General features: G+C 69.6%; 19 protein-coding genes. 7 read left to right on the top strand and 12 right to left on the bottom strand.

Annotated features, from left to right (window positions below; genetic code table 11):
- The first annotated feature begins 86 nt into the window (after window positions 1-86).
- Window positions 87-1280, top strand: coding sequence for an MFS transporter (locus ABTZ59_RS13200; protein ID WP_351395323.1), 1194 nt, complete (start codon window positions 87-89; stop codon window positions 1278-1280).
- A 92-nt stretch (window positions 1281-1372) separates the two neighbouring features.
- Here ABTZ59_RS13200 and ABTZ59_RS13205 read toward each other — a convergent pair whose 3' ends face one another.
- The 3 genes from ABTZ59_RS13205 to ABTZ59_RS13215 all read right to left on the bottom strand — a co-directional run bounded on the left by ABTZ59_RS13205 (window position 1373) and on the right by ABTZ59_RS13215 (window position 7975).
- Complete coding sequence (locus ABTZ59_RS13205; protein ID WP_351395326.1) at window positions 1373-2887, bottom strand: MFS transporter; 1515 nt, start codon at window positions 2885-2887, stop codon at window positions 1373-1375.
- A gap of 147 nt (window positions 2888-3034) precedes the next feature.
- Window positions 3035-4591, bottom strand: coding sequence for a M4 family metallopeptidase (locus ABTZ59_RS13210; protein WP_351395521.1), 1557 nt, complete (start codon window positions 4589-4591; stop codon window positions 3035-3037).
- A gap of 426 nt (window positions 4592-5017) precedes the next feature.
- Window positions 5018-7975 carry a glycoside hydrolase family 48 protein gene (locus tag ABTZ59_RS13215; RefSeq protein ID WP_351395329.1) on the bottom strand — a complete coding sequence of 986 codons (2958 nt, stop codon included), beginning with the start codon at window positions 7973-7975 and terminating at the stop codon, window positions 5018-5020.
- Window positions 7976-8235: 260 nt separating this feature from the next.
- Here ABTZ59_RS13215 and ABTZ59_RS13220 point away from each other — a divergent pair, with 260 nt between their 5' ends.
- The 4 genes from ABTZ59_RS13220 to pspAB all read left to right on the top strand — a co-directional run bounded on the left by ABTZ59_RS13220 (window position 8236) and on the right by pspAB (window position 13268).
- Window positions 8236-9741 carry a cellulase family glycosylhydrolase gene (locus ABTZ59_RS13220; protein WP_351395332.1) on the top strand — a complete coding sequence of 502 codons (1506 nt, stop codon included), beginning with the start codon at window positions 8236-8238 and terminating at the stop codon, window positions 9739-9741.
- The gene (locus ABTZ59_RS13225) at window positions 9738-11480 is read left to right on the top strand and encodes a glycoside hydrolase family 6 protein (protein WP_351395335.1); all 1743 of its coding nucleotides are present in this window, start codon (window positions 9738-9740) and stop codon (window positions 11478-11480) included. The genes ABTZ59_RS13220 and ABTZ59_RS13225 overlap by 4 nt, the downstream gene beginning before the upstream one ends.
- A 184-nt stretch (window positions 11481-11664) precedes the next feature.
- The gene (gene htpX, locus ABTZ59_RS13230; protein ID WP_351395338.1) at window positions 11665-12570 is read left to right on the top strand and encodes a zinc metalloprotease HtpX; all 906 of its coding nucleotides are present in this window, start codon (window positions 11665-11667) and stop codon (window positions 12568-12570) included.
- A gap of 113 nt (window positions 12571-12683) precedes the next feature.
- Window positions 12684-13268, top strand: coding sequence for a PspA-associated protein PspAB (gene pspAB, locus ABTZ59_RS13235; RefSeq protein WP_351395341.1), 585 nt, complete (start codon window positions 12684-12686; stop codon window positions 13266-13268).
- A gap of 43 nt (window positions 13269-13311) precedes the next feature.
- Here pspAB and ABTZ59_RS13240 read toward each other — a convergent pair whose 3' ends face one another.
- The 3 genes from ABTZ59_RS13240 to ABTZ59_RS13250 all read right to left on the bottom strand — a co-directional run bounded on the left by ABTZ59_RS13240 (window position 13312) and on the right by ABTZ59_RS13250 (window position 15555).
- The gene (locus ABTZ59_RS13240; RefSeq protein ID WP_351395344.1) at window positions 13312-14175 is read right to left on the bottom strand and encodes an SMP-30/gluconolactonase/LRE family protein; all 864 of its coding nucleotides are present in this window, start codon (window positions 14173-14175) and stop codon (window positions 13312-13314) included.
- A gap of 71 nt (window positions 14176-14246) precedes the next feature.
- Entirely contained in the window at window positions 14247-15119 is an 873-nt protein-coding gene (locus tag ABTZ59_RS13245) for a trypsin-like peptidase domain-containing protein (RefSeq protein WP_351395347.1), read from the bottom strand.
- Between the two features lie 178 nt (window positions 15120-15297).
- Window positions 15298-15555, bottom strand: a complete 258-nt coding sequence (locus ABTZ59_RS13250; protein WP_351395350.1) for a hypothetical protein — start codon at window positions 15553-15555, stop codon at window positions 15298-15300.
- Window positions 15556-15644: 89 nt separating this feature from the next.
- Between ABTZ59_RS13250 and ABTZ59_RS13255 the strand changes: the two genes are divergently transcribed.
- Window positions 15645-16295, top strand: a complete 651-nt coding sequence (locus tag ABTZ59_RS13255) for a helix-turn-helix domain-containing protein (protein ID WP_351395352.1) — start codon at window positions 15645-15647, stop codon at window positions 16293-16295.
- Window positions 16296-16343: 48 nt separating this feature from the next.
- Here ABTZ59_RS13255 and aspA read toward each other — a convergent pair whose 3' ends face one another.
- The 6 genes from aspA to ABTZ59_RS13285 form a co-directional block, all read right to left on the bottom strand.
- On the bottom strand, window positions 16344-17783 hold the full coding sequence (gene aspA, locus ABTZ59_RS13260; protein ID WP_351395355.1) for an aspartate ammonia-lyase: 1440 nt from the start codon (window positions 17781-17783) through the stop codon (window positions 16344-16346).
- A gap of 120 nt (window positions 17784-17903) precedes the next feature.
- On the bottom strand, window positions 17904-18989 hold the full coding sequence (locus ABTZ59_RS13265; RefSeq protein WP_351395358.1) for an asparaginase: 1086 nt from the start codon (window positions 18987-18989) through the stop codon (window positions 17904-17906).
- 2 nt (window positions 18990-18991) lie between these two features.
- The gene (locus ABTZ59_RS13270; RefSeq protein ID WP_351395361.1) at window positions 18992-19786 is read right to left on the bottom strand and encodes a FadR/GntR family transcriptional regulator; all 795 of its coding nucleotides are present in this window, start codon (window positions 19784-19786) and stop codon (window positions 18992-18994) included.
- A gap of 57 nt (window positions 19787-19843) precedes the next feature.
- A complete protein-coding gene (locus tag ABTZ59_RS13275) occupies window positions 19844-20707 on the bottom strand; it encodes a Sco1979 family transcriptional regulator (protein ID WP_351395364.1) in 864 nt (287 codons plus the stop codon).
- 202 nt (window positions 20708-20909) lie between these two features.
- Window positions 20910-21548, bottom strand: a complete 639-nt coding sequence (locus ABTZ59_RS13280) for a peptide deformylase (RefSeq protein ID WP_351395524.1) — start codon at window positions 21546-21548, stop codon at window positions 20910-20912.
- A gap of 99 nt (window positions 21549-21647) precedes the next feature.
- Window positions 21648-22049: an SPW repeat protein gene (locus ABTZ59_RS13285; protein WP_351395527.1), complete on the bottom strand. Its 402-nt coding sequence runs from the start codon at window positions 22047-22049 to the stop codon at window positions 21648-21650.
- A 310-nt stretch (window positions 22050-22359) separates the two neighbouring features.
- On the opposite strand from ABTZ59_RS13285, the gene ABTZ59_RS13290 reads away from it, so the two are divergent.
- Window positions 22360-22869: a MarR family winged helix-turn-helix transcriptional regulator gene (locus ABTZ59_RS13290; RefSeq protein WP_351395367.1), complete on the top strand. Its 510-nt coding sequence runs from the start codon at window positions 22360-22362 to the stop codon at window positions 22867-22869.
- Window positions 22870-22921 lie beyond the last annotated feature (52 nt).

Consider the following 22921-nt stretch of genomic DNA (forward strand, 5'->3'; position numbering starts at 1 on the left):
CGGACGGCCGGTAGGGCCAACGACAGCTGACTCCCACCGGCTCGAAGGACAGGGCCCACAGGGCGCGAAGGACGGACGGGGCTGGTATGACGGATCGCGCTCAGGGAAGCGGGCGCCTGGGCTATCCCGTGGCCGCCGGGGTGTTCGCCGTCGGTATGGCCGGTACGACACTGCCCACCCCGCTGTACGGGCTCTATCGCGCACAACTCGGCTTCTCCGAACTGATCGTGACGGTCGTGTTCGCCGTCTACGCCCTCGGGGTGATCGCCGTACTGCTGCTGGCGGGCGATCTCTCGGACCAGGTGGGCCGGCGGCCGGTGCTGCTGACCGCGCTGGGGCTGTCCGCCGCGAGCGCCCTCTGCTTCCTCTTCGAGGGCGGGCTCCCGCTGCTGTTCGCGGGCCGATTGCTGTCCGGCTTCGCCGCCGGGCTGCTCAGCGGCGCGGCCACCGTCACCGTGCTGGAGCTGGCGCCGCCCGGCCACGAGGCACGGGCCGGGCTCGCCGCCACCGCGGCGAACATGGGCGGTCTGGGCTGTGGCCCGCTGCTGGCCGGGCTGCTCGCGCAGTACGCGCCATGGCCGCTGCGGCTGCCCTTCCTCGTCCATCTCGCGCTGGTGGCCGTCGCCTCCGTACTGACCTGGTTCCTGCCGGAGACCGTCGCGCACCCGACGCGGCGGCCCCGGCTGAAACCGCGGGGGCTTGCGGTGCCGCCCGAGGTGCGTGGGGTGTTCGCGCCGTCCGCGCTCGCCGCGTTCGCGGGCTTCGCCCTGCTGGGACTGTTCACCGCGGTGACGCCGTCCTTTGTGGCCCAGACCCTGAACGTGCACAATCTGGCCGTCTCGGGAGCGATCGTCTTCTCCCTGTTTCTCGCCTCCACGATCGGCCAGTCGCTGATGGGGCGTCTGGGGGTACGCCGGGCGCTGCCGGACGGCTGTCTGGTGCTGGTGGCCGGTCTGGTGCTGGTCGGCACGTCGCTCGCGGTGGAGTCGCTGGCGCTGCTCGTCGTGGGCGCGGTCCTGGGCGGCCTGGGCCAGGGGCTGGCCTTCCGCGCGGCGATGACCGCCGTCAGCGGCGCGGCGCCGCCCGAGCACCGGGGCGGCACGGTCTCCGCGCTGTTCGTCGTGGCCTATACGGGAATCTCGCTGCCCGTCGTCGGCGTCGGCGCGCTGACGCTCGGGCTGGGGCTGAAGGGCGCCGGGCTGACGTTCACGGCCTGCGTGATGGTGCTGGTGGCGTGCGTGGCGGTGTATCTGCTGCGCAGGCACCCGTTGGAGAGCTGACGGGGCCGGTGGAGCGGCCGTCTCGGGGCCGGTGGAGCGGGCGTCTTGGGGCCGGCGGAGCGGGCGTCTCAGGGGCGTCCCGCCGGTGGCACCTATCGCTGGTCTCCTTCCGGCGGTTCGGACGTTCGGTGGGTGAAGGGCCTCTTCGGTTCCGTACCCCGCTTTCTGTCCCGGTGTCCGGTGAGTACGTCGGCGACGGCGACCAGCAGGGCCGCGATCACGAACGCCACCGAGACGATCAGCCCGTGGTCGAACGCCGTGGCCCAGCCGTCCGGCCCCACCTCGGCGAAGAAGACCGATCCCACGGCGGCGATACCGATCGCGGATCCCACCCGCTGGCCGGTCTGGAGCGTGCCGCCCGCGCTGCCCGCCATGGGCACCGGCACCTCCGCGAGGGTCAGTGTCTGGTTCGGTGTGATGACGAGGCCGCTGCCGAGACCGGCCACCAGCAGCGGAGCCGCCATCGCCCAGCCCGCGCCCCGCCCCGGCACCAGATGTACGGCGACCGTGGTGGCCGCGAGTCCGACCGTGACGATGAGGAGTCCGACCACGACCAGGGGTCTCCCGAACCGGTTGACCAGCCGTCCGCCGATGCCCGCCGCGACGCCGGAGCCCACCGCGAAGGTGGTGATGGCCAGTCCGGCCTCCAGAGCGGTGTAGTGCAGTCCACTCTGGAGATAGAGGGTGCTGATGAAGAAGATCGTGGTGAACCCGGCGAAGTACAGCAGACTCAGCAGACATCCCAGCCAGTAGGAGCGGATGCGGAAGAGCCGCAGGTCCAGCACCGGCTGGGTGCCGCCGGGCCGGCACCGGGACTCCCATTTCACGAACCCGGCCAGCAGCACGGCGGCGACGATCAGCAGCAGCCACTTCTCCCAGCCGTGCCACTGCTGCGACTGGACGAAGGGCAGCAGCAGCGCCAGAACGCCCGTGCCGAGCAGCAGTACCCCGAAGGGGTCGAGATCGCGTAGGCGCGCCGGGCCCGCACAGGGGGTGTCGGGCAGCAGTCGCCGGGCCAGCAGCAGACAGACGACGCCCAGCGGCAGATTGACGTAGAAGACCCAGCGCCAGCCCTCCCGGGCGCCCGCCAGCTGGATGAGAAGACCGCCGAGCAGCGGGCCCACGGCCGTGGAGAGGCCGACCACCACACCGAACATGCCGAAGGCCCGGCCCCGCTCACGGCCGGCGAACATCTGCTGGATCAGCGCGGAGATCTGTGGGGTGACCATGCCTCCGGCGAAGCCCTGTACCAGCCGGGCGATCACCAGCCAGAGGCTGGACTGGGCCGCTCCGCAGGCGGCGGAGGCCAGGGTGAAGAGGGCGAGCCCGATCATGAAGACCGGCCGCCGCCCGTGGGCGTCGCCCAGCCGCCCGGCGGGGATCAGGAAGAGGCCGAAGGCGAGCGCGTAGCCGGACAGCACCCACTGGAGGTCGGAGACCGGGGTACGCAGCCCCTCACGGATCGACGGAAGGGCCACATTGACGATGGAGACGTCGAGGAGCGTCATGAAGCCCGCCACCAGACATACGGCCAGCGCCTTCCAGCGGCGCGGGTCCGGTGCCGCGGCGGCGCCCCGTCCGCTCCCCAGCCCTGTATCTCCGGCCATGAATCGCACCCTAGTTCGCGCGCTCCGATCCCTCATCCGGAGCGCGCCGACCGGTGGACCCGGAGGCCCGGAAGGGGTACGGGCCCGCGCGCTCGGAGCGCACGGGCCCGTACCCCGGAGATCAGCCGTTGTGCCGGGCCATCGGGGTCACTTGACGTTGATGGCGGTCCAGGCGGCGCCGACCGCCTTGTACTCGGCGCTGGTCGTGCCGTAGAGGGCGCCCGCCGCGCTCAGCGTCGCGGTGCGCGCCTTCGCGTAGTTGGTGGAGGACGTCATATACGTGGTGAGCGCCTTGTACCAGATCTGCGTGGCCTTGTCGCGGCCGATGCCGGTGACCGTGGAGCCGTCGTAGGTGGGGCTGTTGTAGCTCACACCATTGATCGTCTTCGCGCCGCTGCCCTCGGACAGCAGGTAGTAGAAGTGGTTGGCCGGGCCCGAGGAGTAGTGGACGTCGATGCTGCCCAGGGTGGACGACCAGTAGTCCTTCGACGCTCCGTCCTTGCTCGGCTTGTCCTGGTAGCGAAGCGGCGTACCGTCACCGTTGATGTTGATCTTCTCACCGATGAGGTAGTCGCCCGGGTCGCTCGCGGTGTTGGAGTAGAACTCGACCGCGGTGGCGAAGATGTCGGAGGTCGCCTCGTTGAGTCCGCCGGACTCACCGCTGTAGGTGAGGTTGGCGGTGGCGGCGGTGACGCCGTGGCTCATCTCGTGCGCGGCCACGTCGAGCGAGGTGAGCGGGTTGGCGTTGCCGGAGCCGTCACCGTAGGTCATGCAGAAGCAGCTGTCGCTCCAGAACGCGTTCACATAGTTGTTGCCGTAGTGGACGCGGGAGTAGGAGGCGACCCCGTTGTTCTTGATGCCGTTGCGGCCCAGCACGTTCTTGAAGAAGTCCCAGGTCTCGGCCGCGCCGTAGTGCGCGTCGACGGCGGCGCTCTGCCTGCCGCCGCCCCAGATGTCGTCGGCGTCGGTGAAGAGCGTGCCGGTGCCCGAGCTGCCCTGGTTCAGGTCGTACGTCTTGTGGCCGCCGCGACCGCCGTCGGTGAGGTTGTACGTGGTGCCGCTCTTGGTGGTGCCGAGCGTCACCGAGCCGTTGTACTTGCCCGTGCCGGTGCCTGCCTCGATGGCCTCGTCGGTGAACAGCCGCTCGCCGGTGGCCGCGTCGGTGACGACGTGCAGCTCGCTCGGGGTGCCGTCGGGCTGGACGCCCTTGACGACGGTCTCCCAGGCCAGCACGGGCTTGCCGGTCGCGGCCCAGATCACCTTGCGGGGCGCGGTGTCCGCCGCCGCCTTGGCGGTCTTCTCCGCCGAAGCGGCCTTCAGCGCGCTCGACTTGGCGGTGGCCGCGGGAAGCCCGGCGTCGGTGGAGGGCACGGCTATTCGGGCGGTGGTCGCCTTGGTCACGTCCCGCCCGCCGGCCGGGGCCTGATGGACGACGAGGTCGCCGCCGAGGACGGGCAGGCCCGCGTAGGTCCGCTCGTAACGGGTGTGGACGGTGCCGTCGGCGTCCTTGATGACGTCCCTGACGACCAGCTTCTCCCGGGCGCCGAGGCCGAGGGCACCGGCCTCGCTCGCGGCGTCCGCCTGGGCGGACTTGATGGCGTCGACGCGCTGGGCCGGGCTCAGCTCCAGGGCCGTGGCGCCGCTTTCCCGCGTGGGGTCGGGCTGGGCGGCGGCCGGTCCCGACTGGACGCCGACGACCACCATGGCGGCGGAGGCGACCAGGGCCGCGACACGGACGACGTTCTTGCGGGGGGTGTGGGAGCGGGGGGTGGAAGCTACGAGTCTCACTCAGTCTCCAAGGGTGCCGGGCCGTCGGGAACGGCCCTGTGTGGGGAAGCGACGGCCGTGGGTGGACCGCCGCCCGATGGTGCTGAGCTGTGCTGAGCTGTGCGAATGCCACGAACTGGCTCACCGCGTGATCCACGCGCCCTGAGCCGTCCAGAGAGTGACATCGATCGGACTCGTAGGGACAGATCAAATACCAGGATTTGACCTGGTGTTGTCAATTGAGTGCGGCATACAGACATCAATCGGTCGCACGGGCAGGGGTCCTGACAGCGGGAGGGCCCCGCGCCCATGACGCGCGGGGCCCCACATGAGCGATCGGTCGAACACCCCGAAAGGACACCTCTATTCGAAGAGATCGGCGTACGAGCCGAGGGCCAGCGCGATGTCGGCCTGCGCCCAGAAGCGGTGGTACGTGAAGCTCGGCGCGGCCCCGCCGTTCAGATAGGCCTCGACCTTGGACCAGGCCGGATCGCTCTCGTAGAAGGAGCGGATCGACGCGAAGGTGGAACTCCCGTTGATCGCGTCGCCGTTGGGCATGGTGCCGGTCCAGCCGCTCGGTACGTAGACCGGGTCGTCGAAGCGGCTGTAGTCGGCGCGAGTCTCGGGGACGGCGATCCCCAGCGCGTCGCGGTGGTGGTCCCACATCCCGTCGAGGAGCGCCTTCGCGGTGGTCCTGGCCGCCGCGTTGCCCGATTTCGCCGCGTAGTAGGAGAGGGTCTTGGCATACGCGGCGGCCACCCCGACGTCATTGGTGTAGTCGGCGACGGTCACATGCAGACCGGTGTTGGCGCCGGGCGTGGTGGCGTTCCAGGTGTCGGGCTTGCCGGACCACTGGAGGGTCGACGGGATCCGGTACGTACCGTCGGGGTTGACGGTGGTCTTGGACAGGGCCCAGGCGACCCACTTGTCCAGCACGGCCTTCGCGGCGCTGTCACCGGTCTGGTGGTAGTACTCCGCGACGCGCTCCATCGACCAGGCCTGGAAGCCGAACCACTGGTTGGACGGCGGGTCGTGGTAGACGGGCGCCTCGTCGTAGTACATGCCGTAGAAGGTCGGGGTGCCGGCCGGGGGCTGCGCGTATCTGCCCTGCCAGCTGTTGGTGGCGCCGCCCGCGATACCGCCTTCCGAGGACTGGAGCCAGCGGTAGAACTCCAACTGCCGCTTGAGGCTGGTGTTCCAGTCCTGCTGACCGCCGGCGGACTTCGGCTTGAGATCGGCGTACGAACTCAGCGCCCAGGCGGCCATCGGGTTCTGGTAGCCGCTGTGGCTGAAACTCGACCCGATACGCCAGGCCCAGCCCGCCGAGGCGTCGGTGGCACCGCCCCAGGCGTAGTACCAGGAGAGCAGATAGTGCGAGCTGTTCTTGCCGCTGCCCGGTGCACAGGCCGTCTCGCCGACACAGTCGCCGATCTTCTTGAAGTACTTGTCGTACATCGCGTAGCGGAGGTAGTCCCCCATCTTGGCCGCCTTGGCGACATTGGCCGCGACCTCGCCGCCCTTGCCCTGTTCCTTGGCCCATTCCGAGGCCCAGTAGGCGGCCTGGACGGCACGGGCGTCCGCGTCCGGAGCGTTGGTGAACTTCCACTGCTTCGCGTAGGAGGCGTCCCCGGTGAACAGATCGAGATAGCCGTTCTTGCCGCCGTACTTGAAGGCGTCGCAGGTCGGCTGGGTCACCGTCTCCCAGACGGACTCCTGCGGTCCGCGCTGGAAGGTGTTGATGTACGAGGGCCCCTGGTCGGCCGGTCCCGCCTCGCACTTGCCTGGCGAGTTGCCGAAGCCGTAGACGTTGTCGACGTCCTGGATCCAGTGCATGCCATAGATGTCATCGGTGCCGTAGGCGCTCTTCAGTTCGCCCGCGAGGGGATCGTTGCCGACCGGCACATTGCTGTTGAGCTGCGAGGGGTACTGCGAGGGCAGGTCCCACTCGGGGGCGTAGGTGGCCGGTTTCGACGCGTTGTAGAAGCTGTTCGTGGGCTGGTCGGCGTGGGTGGGGATCATGTACTTCTCCATGGTGGCCCACGCGCCGTTGAACTTGCTCCAGTCGCCGGTGACCTTGCCGTACATGGCCTGGAGCCAGATCAGATAGCTGTACGCCTCCGAGGTCGTCTCATGGCCCTGGTCGGGCGCCTCGACGATCAGGGTCTCCACCGAGTGGTACGGGATGCCCTCGGGCGAGAAGTAGCCGGCGGCCGGATCGGTGATCTTGCCGTACAGATCGAGGAACCGGGCGTCATAGGTACCGGCCGCGGCCAGTTGGGTGACGGTCACCTCGGCCTTGGTCTGGCCGGGCGCGGTCGCGGTGAAGGTGGCGGCGCCGGTGCCGGTGGCCGCGGCGGAGACGGTCACCTGCTGGGCGGTGCTCCAGTTGGCGCCGGTGAAGGTGAGGGTGGAGCCGGAGGTGACGGTGAGGCCGGGGTTGCCCGCGGTGCGGGCCACGGTGACCGTGACATCGGCGGCCGGCCTGGTGGAGAGCTTCACCCCGAAGGTGCCGGTCCTGCCCTGCTGTACGCCCAGTTGGGCGGGGCTCGCGACCAATGACGGGCCCGCGGTGACCCGTACCCCGACCGGCGTGGACTCCGCCGCGGCGCCCTGGCCGTCGTACGCCTTCGCGTAGAGCGAGAGATCGCCCGCGGGGACGTTCGCGTAGTCGAAGGTGTACGGGGAGGTGGTGTCCGTGCCGAGCAGCTGGGTGTCGCTGTAGAACTCGACCTTGGAGATCCCCGCGCCGTCGGCGGCGACCGCGGTGGCGGCCATCGGGATGGTGCCGCCCGCGGTGAACACCGCGCCGGGCGCCGGGCTGGTCAGTACGGTGAGGGGCGGCTGATGCGGGCCCGTGCATGTCACGCCGTTGACGGCGAAGACGGTGGGCTTGGCGTTGGCGCCGCTGTAGTCGAAGTTGGCACCCGCGGTCGCCGCCGCTCCCGGCGCGATGCTCGCGTTGTGCGGGGCGTTCTTGACGGTGACGGTCCTGCCGGTCTGGCTCCAGGTGCCGTTCCAGCCGCTGGTGAGTTTCTGGTTGCCGGCGTAGTCGTAGCTGAGTGTCCAGCCGTCGATGGGGTCCGTACCGCGATTGGTGAGGGTGAGGTCGGCCGTGAAGCCGGAGCCCCAGTCATTGGTCTTGTAGTCGACACCGCACTGGAGGGCCGCGGCGTGCGCGGGGGTGCTGTTGACCGCGGTCAGACCGAGCGGCAGGGAGAGGGCGGCGGCCAGCGCGGTGAGCAGCCGCCGGATGCCACGTGATCGGCCGGATCTTCCGGATGGCGGTGGTGCCCCTGATGGTGAGCCTCGTAAGCCGAGCATGGGGTGGTCCTCCTCGCGGTCCGGTGCGGGTGGTGTGGGGGGTGCGAACCAGTGGGAGCGCTCCCAAGCGTTGAGCGGGACCGTGCACCTGTCAAGAGTTTGAACACGACGCACGTCCGGGCGAGTCGCCAGATAAAAGAATTCAACTGGACTGTTGACTCACGCGACTTCGGCGCTACCGTCGGAAGCCAACCAGTGGGAGCGCTTCCATCAGTCATACGCCGTGTCAGGCGGCGTATCGGCCATCGAGGAGTCGCTCCATGCGAGCACCACCGCGCCTCACCGCACTGCTGGCCGCCGGGGCCCTGGCCGTGGCCGGCACCGCTCTCGCACCGCAGCTGACCGCGTCGGGAACCGCGGCCGGCTGCACCGTCGCCTACAGCACCACCAACGAATGGGACAGTGGCTTCCAGGGCGCTGTCACGCTCACCAACAACGGCTCACCGGTCGAGGCCTGGACGCTCACCTTCGACTTCCCCGGAAGTCAGCAGGTGACCCAGGGCTGGAACGGGAAGTGGTCGCAGTCCGGCAGGACCGTGACCGCGGTCAACGAGAGCTGGAACGGGAAGATCGCCACCGGCGGCTCGCTCAGCGCCGGGTTCCTCGCCTCCACGTCCGGGGCCAACCCGGCGCCCACCGCCTTCAGGCTCAACGGCGTCGCGTGCGACGGCGGTCCGGGACCGGGCGACCCCACCGACCCGCCGACGGATCCCCCCACCGATCCACCGACCGATCCACCGGGGCCGGGCGGCGCCCCGCCCAAGCTGCGCGCCTCGGGCAACAAACTGGTCGACGAGAACGGCGCGACCCGCCGCATGCTCGGGGTCAACCGCTCCGGTGGCGAGTTCGCGTGCGTCCAGGGCTACGGCGTCTTCGACGGCCCGGTGGACGACGCGTCGGTGCGGGCCATCGCGGACTGGAAGGTCAACACCGTACGGATACCGCTCAACGAGGAGTGCTGGCTCGGCCTCTCGCATGTCAAGCCGGAGTACGCCGGCGCGAACTACATCACCGCGGTCCAGCAGTTCGTGACCAGGCTGGAGGCGCACGGCATCACGCCGGTCGTCGAACTGCACTGGACCCACGGCAGATACACGGGCAACGACAACCACTGCCCCGACACCGAGTACGCGACCTGCCAGAAGCCGATGCCGAACGCGCGGTACACGCCGGCCTTCTGGACCTCGGTCGCGCAGACCTTCAAGGACGATCCGGCGGTGGTCTTCGACCTCTTCAACGAGCCGTTCCCGGACCGGGCCACCGGAAATCTCGACGCGGCCTGGACCTGCTGGCGCGACGGCGGCAGCTGTCCGGGGATCGATTTCGAGGTGGCCGGAATGCAGTCGCTGGTGAACGCGGTACGGGCCACCGGCGCCCAGAACCTGGTGCTGATCCCCGGCATCGCCTACTCCAACGACATGCGGCAGTGGCTGAAGTACCGGCCCACCGACCCGGCGGGCAATCTGGCCGCCGCCTGGCACACGTACAACTTCAACGTCTGCGCGAGCGAGAGCTGCTGGAACGAACAGCTGGCGCCGGTGGCCGCCCAAGTGCCCTTCGTGGCGGGCGAGATCGGCGAGAACACCTGCTCGCACGGCTATATCGACCGGGTCATGGCCTGGCTCGACAGCCATGGCGCCTCGTATCTCGGGTGGACCTGGAACACCTGGGACTGCTCCTCGGGGCCCGCTCTGATCAGCGACTACAACGGCACGCCCACGAATTTCGGCGTAGGACTCCGTGACCATCTGAAGGGACTCTCATGAGCCGCACCACCACCCCTCCGCGACGTGCGCGAGGCGCGGCGCTCGCCGCGTTCGCGCTGGTCGCCGCCGCGGCCGGGACCGCGACCGCGCTGGACGCGCCCATCGGCGCCGCGGCGGCCGGCTGCACCGTCGACTACCGGATCCAGACCGCCTGGAACGGCGGCTTCACGGCCGACGTCAAGGTGACCAACACGGGAGACGCGATCAGCTCCTGGAAGCTGGAGTGGAGCTTCGCCGGCGACCAGAAGGTGACGCAGGGCTGGAACTCCACGCTCACCCAGAGCGGTACGGCCGTCTCCGCCGCCAATGTGTCGTACAACGGCTCGCTGGCGACCGGCGCCTCGGCGTCCTTCGGCTTCAACGCCTCGGTCACCGGGTCCAACGCGGTTCCGGCCGCCTTCAAGCTGAACGGGGTCACCTGTAACGCGCCGGGTGGCGGCGATCCCACGGATCCCCCGACCGACCCGCCGACCGACCCGCCGGCCGGATCCAAGGTCGACAACCCGTACGTGGGCGCCGGGGTGTACGTGAACCCGGAGTGGTCCGCGAAGGCCGCCGCCGAGCCCGGCGGCAGCAAGATCTCCAACCAGCCGACCGGTGTATGGCTGGACCGGATCGCGGCCATCGAGGGTGTCGGCACCGGCATGGGGCTGCGCGACCATCTCGACGAGGCGCTGCGGCAGGCCGCGGGCAAGCCGCTCGTCGTCCAACTCGTGATCTACAACCTGCCGGGCCGTGACTGCGCCGCGCTCGCCTCCAACGGGGAGCTGGGCCCGACGGAGATCGGCCGGTACCGCAGCGAGTACATCGATCCGATCGCCGCCATACTCGCCGACAGCAAGTACGCCGGCCTGCGGATCGTGACGACCGTCGAGATCGACTCGCTGCCCAATCTGGTCACCAATGTCACGCCCCGGCCGACCGTCACACCGCAGTGCGATGTGATGAAGGCGAACGGCAACTACGTCAAGGGCGTCGGTTACGCGCTCAACCACCTCGGCGCCGTCCCCAACGTCTACAACTATGTCGACGCGGGTCACCACGGCTGGATCGGCTGGGACGACAACTTCAACGCCTCGGCGCAGATCTTCAAGCAGGCCGCGACCGCCGAGGGCAGCACGGTCGACAAGGTGCACGGCTTCATCGCGAACACCGCCAACTACGGCGCGCTCAAGGAGAACAACTTCACCATCAACGACAACGTGGCCGGCAAGTCCGTGCGTGAGTCGAAGTGGGTGGACTGGAACCGCTACGTCGACGAGCAGTCGTTCGCCCAGGCCTTCCGGCAGGAACTGGTGAACGTCGGCTTCCCGTCGGGCATCGGCATGCTGATCGACACCTCCCGCAACGGCTGGGGCGGCTCGGCCCGGCCCACCGGCCCGGGGCCGCAGACCAGTGTGGACACCTATGTGGACGGCGGGCGCTACGACCGCCGCATCCACCTGGGGAACTGGTGCAACCAGTCCGGAGCCGGACTGGGCGAGCGGCCGAAGGCATCGCCCGCCGCCGGGATCGACGCGTATGTGTGGATGAAGCCCCCGGGCGAGTCGGACGGGGCGAGCAAGGAGATCCCGAACGACCAGGGCAAGGGCTTCGACCGGATGTGCGACCCGACGTATACCGGCAATCCCCGGAACAACAACCACATGTCCGGTGCGCTGCCGAACGCGCCGCTGTCCGGTGACTGGTTCTCCGCGCAGTTCCAGGAGCTGCTGAAGAACGCGAACCCGGCGCTGTAGCGGCAGCGGGCGAAAGGCCACGGAAGAGGCCGCGAAACGGGCGTAGGACCGGCCGGGGGGCGCCTCGGGGGGCCGGTCCTACGTCTTTCATGGGGCCGGTCCTACGCCTTCCATATAGTGCGCTTATTCCGTTTCGCCAGGAAAGGGGGAAAATGAAAGAAGAAGGAACTAATGGAGGCGAGCGATGACACGGACCCGTTACACCCAGGACCGCGGTCTGACCACCCGCATGGTGACCACCATGTTCCTGATCGGGCTGCTGTACGTGGTCCTGGTCGGTGTGCTGCTGGCCGTACTGGGCAAGTTCTGGCCGATCATCCTGATCCTCGTCGGAGGACTGTTCATCGCGCAGTTCTGGTTCAGCGACAAGATCGCGGCCTTCGGCATGGGCGCGCGCGAGGTCACCCCCGAGCAGGCACCCGAGCTGCACGGCGCCGTCGACCGGATCTGCGCGCTGGCCGATATGCCGAAACCCAAAGTGGCGATCGCGCGGAGTGACATACCGAACGCCTTCGCCACCGGCCGGAACGAACGCAGCGCGCTGGTCTGCGCCACCACCGGCCTGCTCCGCAGACTGGAGCCGGAGGAGCTGGAAGGCGTCCTCGCGCACGAGATGTCGCATGTCGCGCACCGCGATGTCGCGGTGATGACCATCGCCTCGTTCCTGGGCGTGCTCGCGGGTCTGATCACTCGCATCGCGCTCTACAGCGGGCTGTCGAGGAGCGCCAGGAACGCCGGCCCCGCCGGGCTCGCGATCCTGCTGATTCCGCTGGTCAGCGCGGTGGTGTACACGATCGGCTTCCTGCTGACCCGGCTGCTCTCCCGCTACCGTGAGCTCTCGGCCGACCGGACGGCCGCGCTGCTCACCGGCCGGCCTTCGGCGCTCGCCTCGGCGCTGACCAAGGTGAGCGGTCAGATGGCGCGGATCCCGACGGAGGACCTGCGGAAGGCGGAGCCGTACAACGCCTTCTACTTCGTGCCCGCGTTCGCCTCGAAGGAGAGCCTGGGGCGGCTGCTCGCCTCGCACCCGACGCTGGAACAGCGGCTGGACCAGCTCGCCCGTATCTCCGCCGAGCTCGCCCGTCCGTGAGCCTCCTGCCGTCACCGCCGTCGCTTTCCGTATTTCCGTCCCTGCCCGTCACCGACGTACTGCCGTCACTGCCGTCACCGCCGTCACCGCCGTCACTCTGAGGAGCTGGACCCGTGGGCCTTCTCGACGCCATCCTCGGCCGGAGCAAACCGGTCAGCCCCGATCTCGACCAGCTCTTCGCCCTCCCGTCCGCCGCGCTCACGCTCCAGGCCGGGGCCGGATACACCCCCACCGGTCTCGGCTCGGTCTGTTTCGCGGGCGTCGAGGGCGGCGGCTTCGCCCGGATCCGGCAGGACGTGCGCGAGCTGCTGGACGCGGACACCGGCCAGGACAGCCGCCCGGTGGAATTCAGCCAGGACTCCTACGGCTACACCTGGCTGCTCGCGCGTCGGGCGCCCGACGACACGGCCACGCTGGTCAACGATCTGCACGCGGTCAACACTCTGCTCCAGGACGGCGGCTTCGGCCCTCAGCTGCTCTGCTCACTGCTCAGCTTCCGGGACACCGAACAGCGGCCGCTGGCTCTCGTGTATCTCTACAAGCGCGGCAGCTTCTACCCCTTCGCGCCCCTGCCCGGCAGCGCCGAGAAGCGTGACAATCAGCGGGAACTCCAGGTCAGAGCGGTGCTCGGGAACGATCTGCGGATCGAGCCCGATCTCGCGCGCTGGTTCCCCGTCTGGGGTGCGCCGGGACTCTGAGCGGACCCGTTGTCCGCGGTGGACGGCGGATCGCTCCGCGGCGTTACCCGGCGTACGGCAGCGGGGCGAGTCCGGCGATCCCCGGATCGACGGTGAACACGGCGCCCGCGGCCGGATCGTCGCCGTCCGCGAGGTCCTGGCGCGAGGTGGTGATGAAGAGCCGGCGGTAGCCGTCGCCGCCGAACGAACAGGCGCTGACCTGGCGGGCGTTGACCTCGACCACCTCGTCCAGGGTGCCGTCGGACGCGTAGCGGCGGACCGCGGAGCCGCCCCACAGCGCGACCCAAACTCCCCCCTCGGCATCCAGGGTGAGGCCGTCGGGGGAGCCGTCGTCCGGGTCGATGGTGACCCAGGGCTCGGGGGTGGAGAAGTGTCCGGTCGACGGGTCGGTGGTGATCCGGGCGACGGTCTGCGTGGGGGTGTCGACGTAGTAGGCGAAACCGCCGTCCGGCGCCCACGCGAGGCCGTTGGAAATGGTGACCCCGGTATGCACGACCGAGGTGGCGCCGTCGGGGGTGAGGCGGTGGACGGAGCCGGCACCGGGGCGGGTGTCGTACGCCATGGAACCGCAGTAGAAGTTGCCGGCCGGATCGCAGGCCCCGTCGTTCATCCGGACCGTGGGGTCGGACCACAGCTCGTCGCCGGGCGTGAGGGTGCCGTCCTCGGCCACCAGGACGAAGCCCCGCTCGACAGCGGCGACCACGCCGCCGGAGCGCCGGGGTCGCCAGGCCGCCGCGACCGCGCCGAGATGCCACCGCTCGTACGCGTCGGCGCCGTTGGCCCCGGGGCCGAAGGTGAGGAGGTCTCCGGCCAGCAGGTCGACGATCCTCAACTGGCCGGTGCCGGGGTCCCAGCCGGGCCCCTCGCCGTGCTGGGTGACGACCCCGGTCCACTGCTCGGCGCGCATGGCGGCCCCTCTCGTCGACAGCGCCGCCGGTCCCCCGGCGGCGCCACACCGTGTACGCGCTCCCCGCGTTCCTACGGCTTGGGCAGGGTACAGCCGGTACGCGTCAGGTCGATCTTGCTGCCGGTGCCGACGCACGGCACGATCCCGTAGGTCTCCTGGGCGTAGTTGATGCCCTGGCGTACGGTCACGGTGCCGTTCTCGTCCACCTCGCACGGGTTGTTGACCGTGCAGCGCGCACCGTCCTCATTGCCCGTGTTGTTGACGGCGACCACCTTGCCCGTGGTGTTGTCGATAACGGGCGAGCCGGAGGTGCCGCCGATCGTGTTGCACGCGGAGGTGTAGCGGACCGAGTCCTTCCAGGTCCAGCTCCCTTCCTTCAACTGGTAGGCGAATCCGTCGATGTCGCAGCTGTAGATCCGCTTCCAGTAGCCGGAGACGACCTTGATCGCGGTGCCCTGGACCGGGCGGGTGGCGTTGAGTTCCAGCGCCGATATCCCGTACGCGCTCTGTATCTGCGCGTAGGTGCTGGTGAGTTGGTACAACGAGACATCGGTGTCGGTCATGGTCGCGTACGCGATCTTGCTGGCGCGCAGGGTCGCGACGCCGGTGCCCGAGGAGTTCAGCAGGCTGAAGGTGCGGGTGGACGCCCTGTCCACGATGACCTGGCCGGCGGCGGGCATCCCGCTCTCCAGGCAGTGGCCGTTGGACAGCACGAGGGCGGGGTCGCTCGGTTGCGAGGCGGGCGTACGGACAACGGAGCCGGAACAGTTGCTGAGCGCCACCGTTCCGGCGAAGTCGACTGCCTGGACCTTGGCTTGGGCGGTTGCCGCGGTCCCGGCGGTCTTCGTGGGCGCGCCCGCGTCATGGCTGGTGGCCATGGCGGGTGCCGCTCCCGCTCCGAGGAGCAGGACGGCGAGCAGCGCGCCGAGGAGAGGCTTTCTCATGTGGGGTCCCCTCTGTGACCGAAGTTCCTTCGGTTTTGTCATGGGCATTGTTGACGCATGTCCCGCAGCGGGCAACCATGCCTCGGTCGGACTCCCTCGCCTGGACCCCTGGGATTCCGGCCCCCGACATGACGGTGGGGGCGGCGCCTACCGGCACCGCCCCCCACCGTCATTCCCTTCAGTTGATCAGATCGTTCCCGGCCTTCACCGCGTCGGCCCCGGCCTTCACCGCGCCCTTCACGGCGCCCACCTTCTTGTCGACCTTGTTCCCGAGGACGCCTTCCACGACAGGCTCGGCCTTGGTGCCCACGGTCGCCGCGGTCTGGGCGGCACTGCTGAGCGTGGAGCCGAATTCGACCGCCTGGGCGGCGGGGGCGACGGCGGCGAGCAGCGCGGAGCCTGCCGCGGCGGCGGTGAGAAATCGATACGCGTTCATGGTCGGTGTAACGCGTGGAGACGGCGGAGGACACGCGCCCCTCCACCGGCGGAGGGGGACCCCGGGGACGCGCACCATACGATTCCGGCATGACCGACGAACCCACGCCGGAGCGCGCCGCACCGCCCGCCGCCAAGCCCACCCGGCGCCTCGACGCGCGCAGCCTGCGCGGGCTGGCCCATCCCCTGCGGATGAGCATCTACGAACTGCTCGGGCTCGACGGTCCCGCCACCGCCACCCTGCTCTCCGAACGCCTCGGCGAGAACACCGGCACCATCAGCTGGCACCTGCGTCATCTCGCCGAGCACGGCTTCATCGAGGAGGAGACGGGACGCGGTACGAAACGGGAGCGGTGGTGGCGCACGGTGAAGGTGACGAACGTACTCCACACCGCCGATCTCCGGGACGATCCCGATGCCCGAGGTGCGGTGTCGGTCTTCACCCAGGAACTGCTGAGACAGCACTTCGAGCGGGTCACGCACTATCTGGGCGAGGAGTGGGAGGACGAGTGGCGCAACGCCGGCACCCTCTCGGACTGGCGTGATCTGCGGATGACACCGGACCAGTTGCGGGCCCTCAACGAGGAGCTGACGGCCGTCATCGTCCGCCATCTCCCCGCCCCCGACGCCGAATCCCGCGCCGCACCCGGCACCGGTGCCGACACCGAGCCCGCCCCGGACGCGCTCCCGGTCGTCGTACAACTCCAGTCGTTCCCCCGCAGGGAGCACGGCTCGCCGTGAACAGGAGCGCGGCCGGGGCGTGTCGCGTGGTCGCGTCGCGGCTCCGTATCAGGCCGCGTCCGTATCGGGCGCATCTGTGTGCGTACCCGTACCCGTACCCGCGATCACCTCAGGGCGCAGCAGGGCCATGAGCCGGTCGGCCGGGATCAGCCCCCGTTCCAGGACCAGTTCGGCGACACCGCGCCCCGACGCGAGGGCCTCCTTGGCGATCTCCGTCGCGGCGAGATAGCCGATGTGCGGATTGAGCGCGGTGACAAGCCCGATGGAGTTCTCCACGCTCGCGCGCAGGGTCTCCGTATTGGCGGTGATACCGGACACGCAGCGCTCGGCGAGCGTGACACAGGCCGCCCGCAGATGGGTGATGGACTCCGAGAGGGAGTGCAGGATGATCGGTTCGAAGGCGTTGAGCTGGAGCTGACCCGCCTCCGCCGCCATGGTGATGGTGACATCGTTGCCGATCACCTCGAACGCGACCTGGTTGACGACTTCCGGGATGACCGGGTTGACCTTGCCCGGCATGATGCTGGAACCGGCCTGCACCGGCGGGAGATTGATCTCCGCGAAGCCCGCGCGCGGTCCCGAGGAGAGCAGCCGCAGATCGTTGCAGCTCTTGGAGAGCTTGACCGCGATGCGCTTGAGCACACCGGAGAGATGGACGAAGGCGCCGCAGTCCTGGGTGGCCTCGACGAGATTGGCCGCGGTGACCAGGGGCAGTCCGGTGAGGGTGGCGAGATGGCGGCGGGCGGCCTCCGCGTAACCCGCCGGGGCGTTGAGACCGGTGCCGATGGCGGTCGCGCCGAGGTTGATCTCATGGACGAGGCAGACGGCCTCGGCCAGCCGGCATTCGTCCTCCTCCAGCATGACGGCGTACGCGGAGAACTCCTGGCCCAGGGTCATCGGCACCGCGTCCTGGAGCTGTGTCCGGCCCATCTTGAGGATCTCGCGGAACTCCTCGGCCTTGGCCGCGAACGCCTCGCGCAGGATCGTCATCGCGTCGAGCAGTTCCCGTACGGCGAGGATCGTGGCGACGTTGACGGCGGTCGGGTAGACGTCGTTGGTCGACTGGCTGAGGTTGACGTCCTCGTTCGGGTGCAGCTCGTGGTAGTCGCCCTTGGCATGACCGAGGATCTCCAGCGCCCGGTTGGCGATGACCTCGTTGGCGTTCATATTGGTCGACGTACCGGCGCCACCCTGGATCACGTCCACGACGAACTGGTCGTGCAGCAGGCCCTCGTCCCTGATCTCCCGGCAGGCGGCGGAGATGGCGTCGGCCTTCTCGGCGGTGAGCAGTCCGAGATCCTGGTTGGCACGGGCCGCGGCCTCCTTGACGGCGGCGAGCGCGTTGATCAGATGGGGGTAGGCGGCGATCGGCGTACCGGTGATGGGGAAGTTCTCCGAGGCGCGCAGGGTGTGCACTCCCCAGTACGCGTCGGCGGGTATGTCGCGATCGCCCAGCAGATCGTGTTCGCGGCGGCGGCCGGCAGTCATGTCGCGGGTCCTTCGTGAGGAGAGAGGGGGGAGGCGGAGAGCCGAAGGGAAGGCGGGAGAGCGGGAGTCGGGAAGAGCGGGATCGTCGAAGCGTCGAAGCGGTGGAGCGGTGGAGCGGTGTTACGCGGCGGACGAGGCGGCGGACGGCGCGCCCGCCGCACGCAGGGTTCCGACCTCCCGTCCGCCCCCTATGACCGGCGCGTGGTCGAACGCGGCCAGGACCTCCTGATCGACTCCGCACCTCGCGAGCGCCGCCGCGGTCACCGGCATCCTGGCGCGGTCCGCGCCGTCGGCGATCTTCACGCCGACGGCCCGCCCGTCCGGCAGCGCCGCGATCTGTACGCCCTCGAAGCCGTCCTTGGCGAGCAGTCCCGGCACCGCGCGCATCAGCCGGGCGACATCCCGGCCGCTGCCGGAGACCATCTCCGGGTGCTCACGCATGGCGTGCGCGACCCGGCCCTCGGCACTGTCGGGCGCGGCCGTCGCGATCCGGGCCGCGGCCCGGGTGAGACCGCGCAGGGATACGGCGAAGAGCGGCGCGCCGCAGCCGTCGACCGTCACCCGCGCGATGCCCTGTCCTGTCAGCTCCTCGACGGTCGAGGCGATCTCCCGCTGAAGTGGATGCCCGGGGTCGAGGTAGTCCTCCAGTGACCAGCCCCTGGCCTTGGCCGTCAGCAGCATGGCGGCGTGCTTGCCCGAGCAGTTCTGGGCGAGCCGGTCCGGGCCGCGCCCGGCGCGGATCCACTCGTCCCGCACCGCAGGACCGTAGGGCAGATCGGGCACATTGCGCAGGTCGTCCTCGGTCAGCCCGGCGGCGTCCAGGATGCGCCGGGCCATGGCCAGATGGCGCTCCTCGCCCGAGTGGCTGGCCGCCGTGAGGGCCAGCGCCGCACCGTCGAGCGGCGGCAGTCCCGCGCGGAGCAGTCCGACCGCCTGGACGGGCTTGAGCGCCGAGCGCGGGTAGAACGCGGCCTCGATGTCGCCCGCGCGGTACTCCACACCGCCGTCCGGCGCGAGCACGACGACCGAGCCGTAGTGAACGCCCTCGACCACTCCGCCCCGTACGACATGCGCGACGGGGACATGGGCCGGCTCGCGGACGGCGGGGGGCTCGCCCGGCGTGCGGCTCGTGGAGCGCGCGGGGCGTGGCGCGGGCGACGGGGTGGCACCGGCCGGGGCGGCGCCCGCCGGGGTGGGGTGGCTCATGTTCAGCTCTCGTTGTCGTTCTTGGTGCCGGGGGAAGTCCCGGTGTCGGTACGGGGAGTGCTACCGGCCGCGGGCTCCCGTACGGTTCCGGCCGCGCGTCGCGGCGAGCGCACGATGGTGGTCAACGTCGACTCGACACGGGCCAGATGGTGGGTCATGGCTGCCACGGCCTCGTGCTCGGAACGGTCGACGAGCGCGTCGACGATCGCCTGGTGCTCCCGGTTCGACTGCTCGCGCCGGCCGCCGAGATCGTTGAGAAACGCCGACTGGCGGGCCAGCGCGTCCCGGATCTCCTCGATGACCCGCCGGAAGACCGGATTCTGAGCGGCCCGCGCGACCGCGAGATGGAAGAGGGTGTCCATCGCCACCCATGCGGTGGTGTCGGTTTCCCGCTCCATCCGCTCCAGCAGATGGGCGAGATGGTCGAGGTCCTCGGGGGTGCGGCGGAGCGCCGCGTAACCGGCCACCGGGATCTCCACATGGCGGCGCACCTCAAGGAGGTCGCTCGCGGAGTAGTCGCCGAAGGTCGGATCCTCGACCGGGCCGTGGGCGAGGACGAAGGTGCCCTTGCCGGTGCGCGAGACCGTGAGCCCCATGGTCTGGAGCGCGCGCAGCGCCTCCCGGAGCACGGGTCTGCTCACTTCCAGGCGGCGGCAGAGCTCCGCCTCGGAGGGGAGCTTCTCCCCCACGGCGTACTCACCGCGCTCGATGGCACCGCGGAGATGACCGAGCACCGCTTCCAACGCGCTGACGCGCTTGGGCGCCTCACCAGCTGTCTGGCTGTCTGACAGGTTCACCCGCGCATCCTGGACCCCCGGGGAGATCGGTGTCAAGAACTCCGTCCGGCACGTACCTCAGATCGCCCGGCGGAACGCGACGAGGAGTTGTCTGGTCCGGCTCGCGGACTCCGCGTGGGCCACCATCCGGTCCATGACCTCTTTGTGCTCGGTGACCTCCGCGTCCTGATCGAGATAGAGGGCACCGGTCAGATACTCGATGTACACCATGTCGGGAACTTCGGGCATATCAAATCGGAACAGCACGAACGGGCTGTAGGTGCCGGGGTGATGGCCCGAGGCGAACTCGGCTATCTGGATCGTCACATTGGGCAGCTCCGTCGCCTCCAGCAGCCGGTCGATCTGCGCCCGCATCACCATCGACGAGCCGACGGGTCTTCGTAGCACCGTCTCGTCCAGAACGACCCAGAGGGCTGGGGCATCGACACGGGTCAGCAACGCCTGGCGCCGCTTGCGCAGCGCGACATGGCGCTCGATCCTGCCGGGGTCGGTCATCCGGCCCAGGGCGCCCGCGGTGAGGACCTCGCGGGCGTACTCCTCCGTCTGGAGCAGTCCCGGTACGAAGTGCGGTTCATAGGAGCGAATGGTCGTGGCGGCCTCTTCGAGGCTCACATATCCGCTGAACCAGTCGGGGAGTATGTCGTGGAACCGCTGCCACCAGCCAGGTTCGTTCGCCTCGTCCGCAAGCCGCAGAAAGATCTCGGCATCGTCGACGGGCACGCCGTAGGCGGACAACAGGATCTGCACATACGGGATCTTGAGCGAGACCTCGGCCGTCTCCATCCGGCGGACGGTGGCGGCGGTGACACGCAGCAGCTTGCCCGCCTGCTCCCGGCTCAGGCCCGCGCCCTCGCGCAGGGTCTGCAACTGCTTGCTGAGGACGAGTTGGCCGATCGTCGGCGCGGAGCGCGGCTCGCTCACGTCCCACCTCTACGCACCACAGCACCCCCCGAGCGCCACCGTTACACCGGGGAGTCTGCCACAGCGACTCGTGTGTGGACATGCAAATCTGACGGCTCGTTCGAAACTTCGAGCGATGCCTGAGCTACGCCGGAGCGGCGTCCCGAGCGGTGCCCGGAGCGGCGTCCGGAGCGGCATCGGGAGCCACGTGCGCCAAGAACTGTCAGGAAGTGGGAAGCGTGAAGCCCAGTTCCGCCGCGGCCAGGGCGGGGGTGGGCTGTGACCAGCGCGCCACCGCGTGCTCGGTGCTGGACAGCGAGCGCGTCTCGGCGAGGTCGAGGTAGAGCGTCCCACCGAGATGGTCCGTCTCGTGCTGGACGATTCGGGCGGGCCATCCCGAGAACTCCTCGTCGAGTTCCCGCCCTCGCTCGTCCTGCCCGCGCAGCCGGACCCGCGCGTGCCGCACGACCACGGCCTGCCAGCCGGGGACGCTCAGGCAGCCCTCGAAGAACGCGGCCCGGCCGTCGCCGACCGGCTCGTACGACGGGTTGAGGAGCACTCGGAACGACTGCGGAACCCGCCCCCGCGCGGCACGCACCTCGTCACTCACCTCGGCGGAGTCCTCGACGACCGCGAGCCGCAGGGGGATTCCGACCTGCGGCGCCGCCAGCCCGACGCCGGGCGCGGCATGCATCGTCTCGCGCATCACCCGCACCAGACGCGCCAGCCGGGCGTCCCCCAACTGCCCCTCGTAGGGGACCGCGGGCCGCCGCAGCACGGGATCGCCCGCGGAGACGATGGGAAGCGGGGACGGGCCGTCGAGAAGGGAGTCGACGAGATCGGTGAGTTCGGTGCGCGTCATGGCCTGCATGGCCCCACTGTCCCAGACTTCGGGACGGGGACCGTCAGGGAGCGGCGGCAGGCCCGCCCGGCATCCCGGGACGGGCCGAACCGCTCAAACTCAGACCCTTCGGGCGCCGCTGCCGCGACCCCTCTTCTTCATCGCCGCGAGCGCGCACACCAGACCGAGCAGGATCGTCAGTGCTCCGATGACCGCGTTCGTCCAGATGATGCCCTTGTCGGGACCGGTGCCGACGATCCAGGGCGCGATGATCAGCCACACACCCATGGCGCACATGGCCCAGCTGAGGCCGTACATGCGCTGCGGCATGACGGTGAAACCCACCGCCAGAACCACGAGTGCGATACCCATGATGAGATTGTGCGTCGCCAGTGCCGGCTGGGTGGTCGTGAAGTGGACGATCCAGGGCGACAAGGCGCAGAACAGGCCGACGAGAAACAGTGGCCCGTCGACGAGGGCCACGTCGCGTCCGCCGAGCATGCGGTTGTACCGCTCCCGCATCTCCGGGACGTCCGGGTGGCCGGCCAGGTCCTGCCTCGTATGTGAGACATCCTGCCTCGTGTTTGGGACGTCCTGCCTCGTGTTTGAGACGTCCTGCCTCGAGTGTGAGACGTCGGCCATACGACTCGCCTCCTTCGCTCGCGAAGTCTGACCGTGGTGCGCGGCATCGAGCCGCACCAAATCCATTCTGCGCGCTTTGAACGCTTTTGTGTAGTGGTGAGATAAGAAGACCGATATTACCTTCACTGGTAAAACACCTGCTGATCTTCTTCCCTGCCGAAGCACACTCCACGAGCCGGAGGAGGTACCCGTGGCCGAGGACATCGTGACAGGCGTGATGCGGCAGTGGCAGCGGGTGCTGCCCGATCTGGACACCGCCCCCATGGCGGTCATCGGGCGGCTCAACCGCTGTTCCGCGCTCCTCCAGCAGGCCGCCGACGCACCCCTGCGGCGAGAGGGACTGACCCGGCCCGAGTTCGACATCCTGGGCACCCTGCGCCGTACGGACCGGGAGCTGACCCCGGGCCGGATCGCCCGGGAGACCTTCGCCTCCGGAGCGGCCGTGACCAAGCGGCTGCGGCAGCTGGAGGGGCGGGGACTGGTCGCCAGGCGGCCGGACAACCGGGACCGCCGGGTCACCCATCTGTCCCTGACCACCGAGGGGCGTGAACTGCTCGACCGTCTGCTGCCCGAGCAACTGGGGTACGAGGCCTCCCTGCTGGACGGGCTCGGCACCCGGAACCAGGAGCGACTGGCGGGCTCGCTGGGCGAATTGCTGGTCCTGCTGGAGGGGCGGCTGGGGAGCGTGCTCGACTCTTGACGGGGCTCGTCACGGGGAAGGCCGTACCGGGAGACGCCTTCCCGCAGAGAGG

This window comes from Streptomyces sp. NPDC094034, assembly GCF_040303865.1.
Lineage (GTDB): Bacteria > Actinomycetota > Actinomycetes > Streptomycetales > Streptomycetaceae > Streptomyces.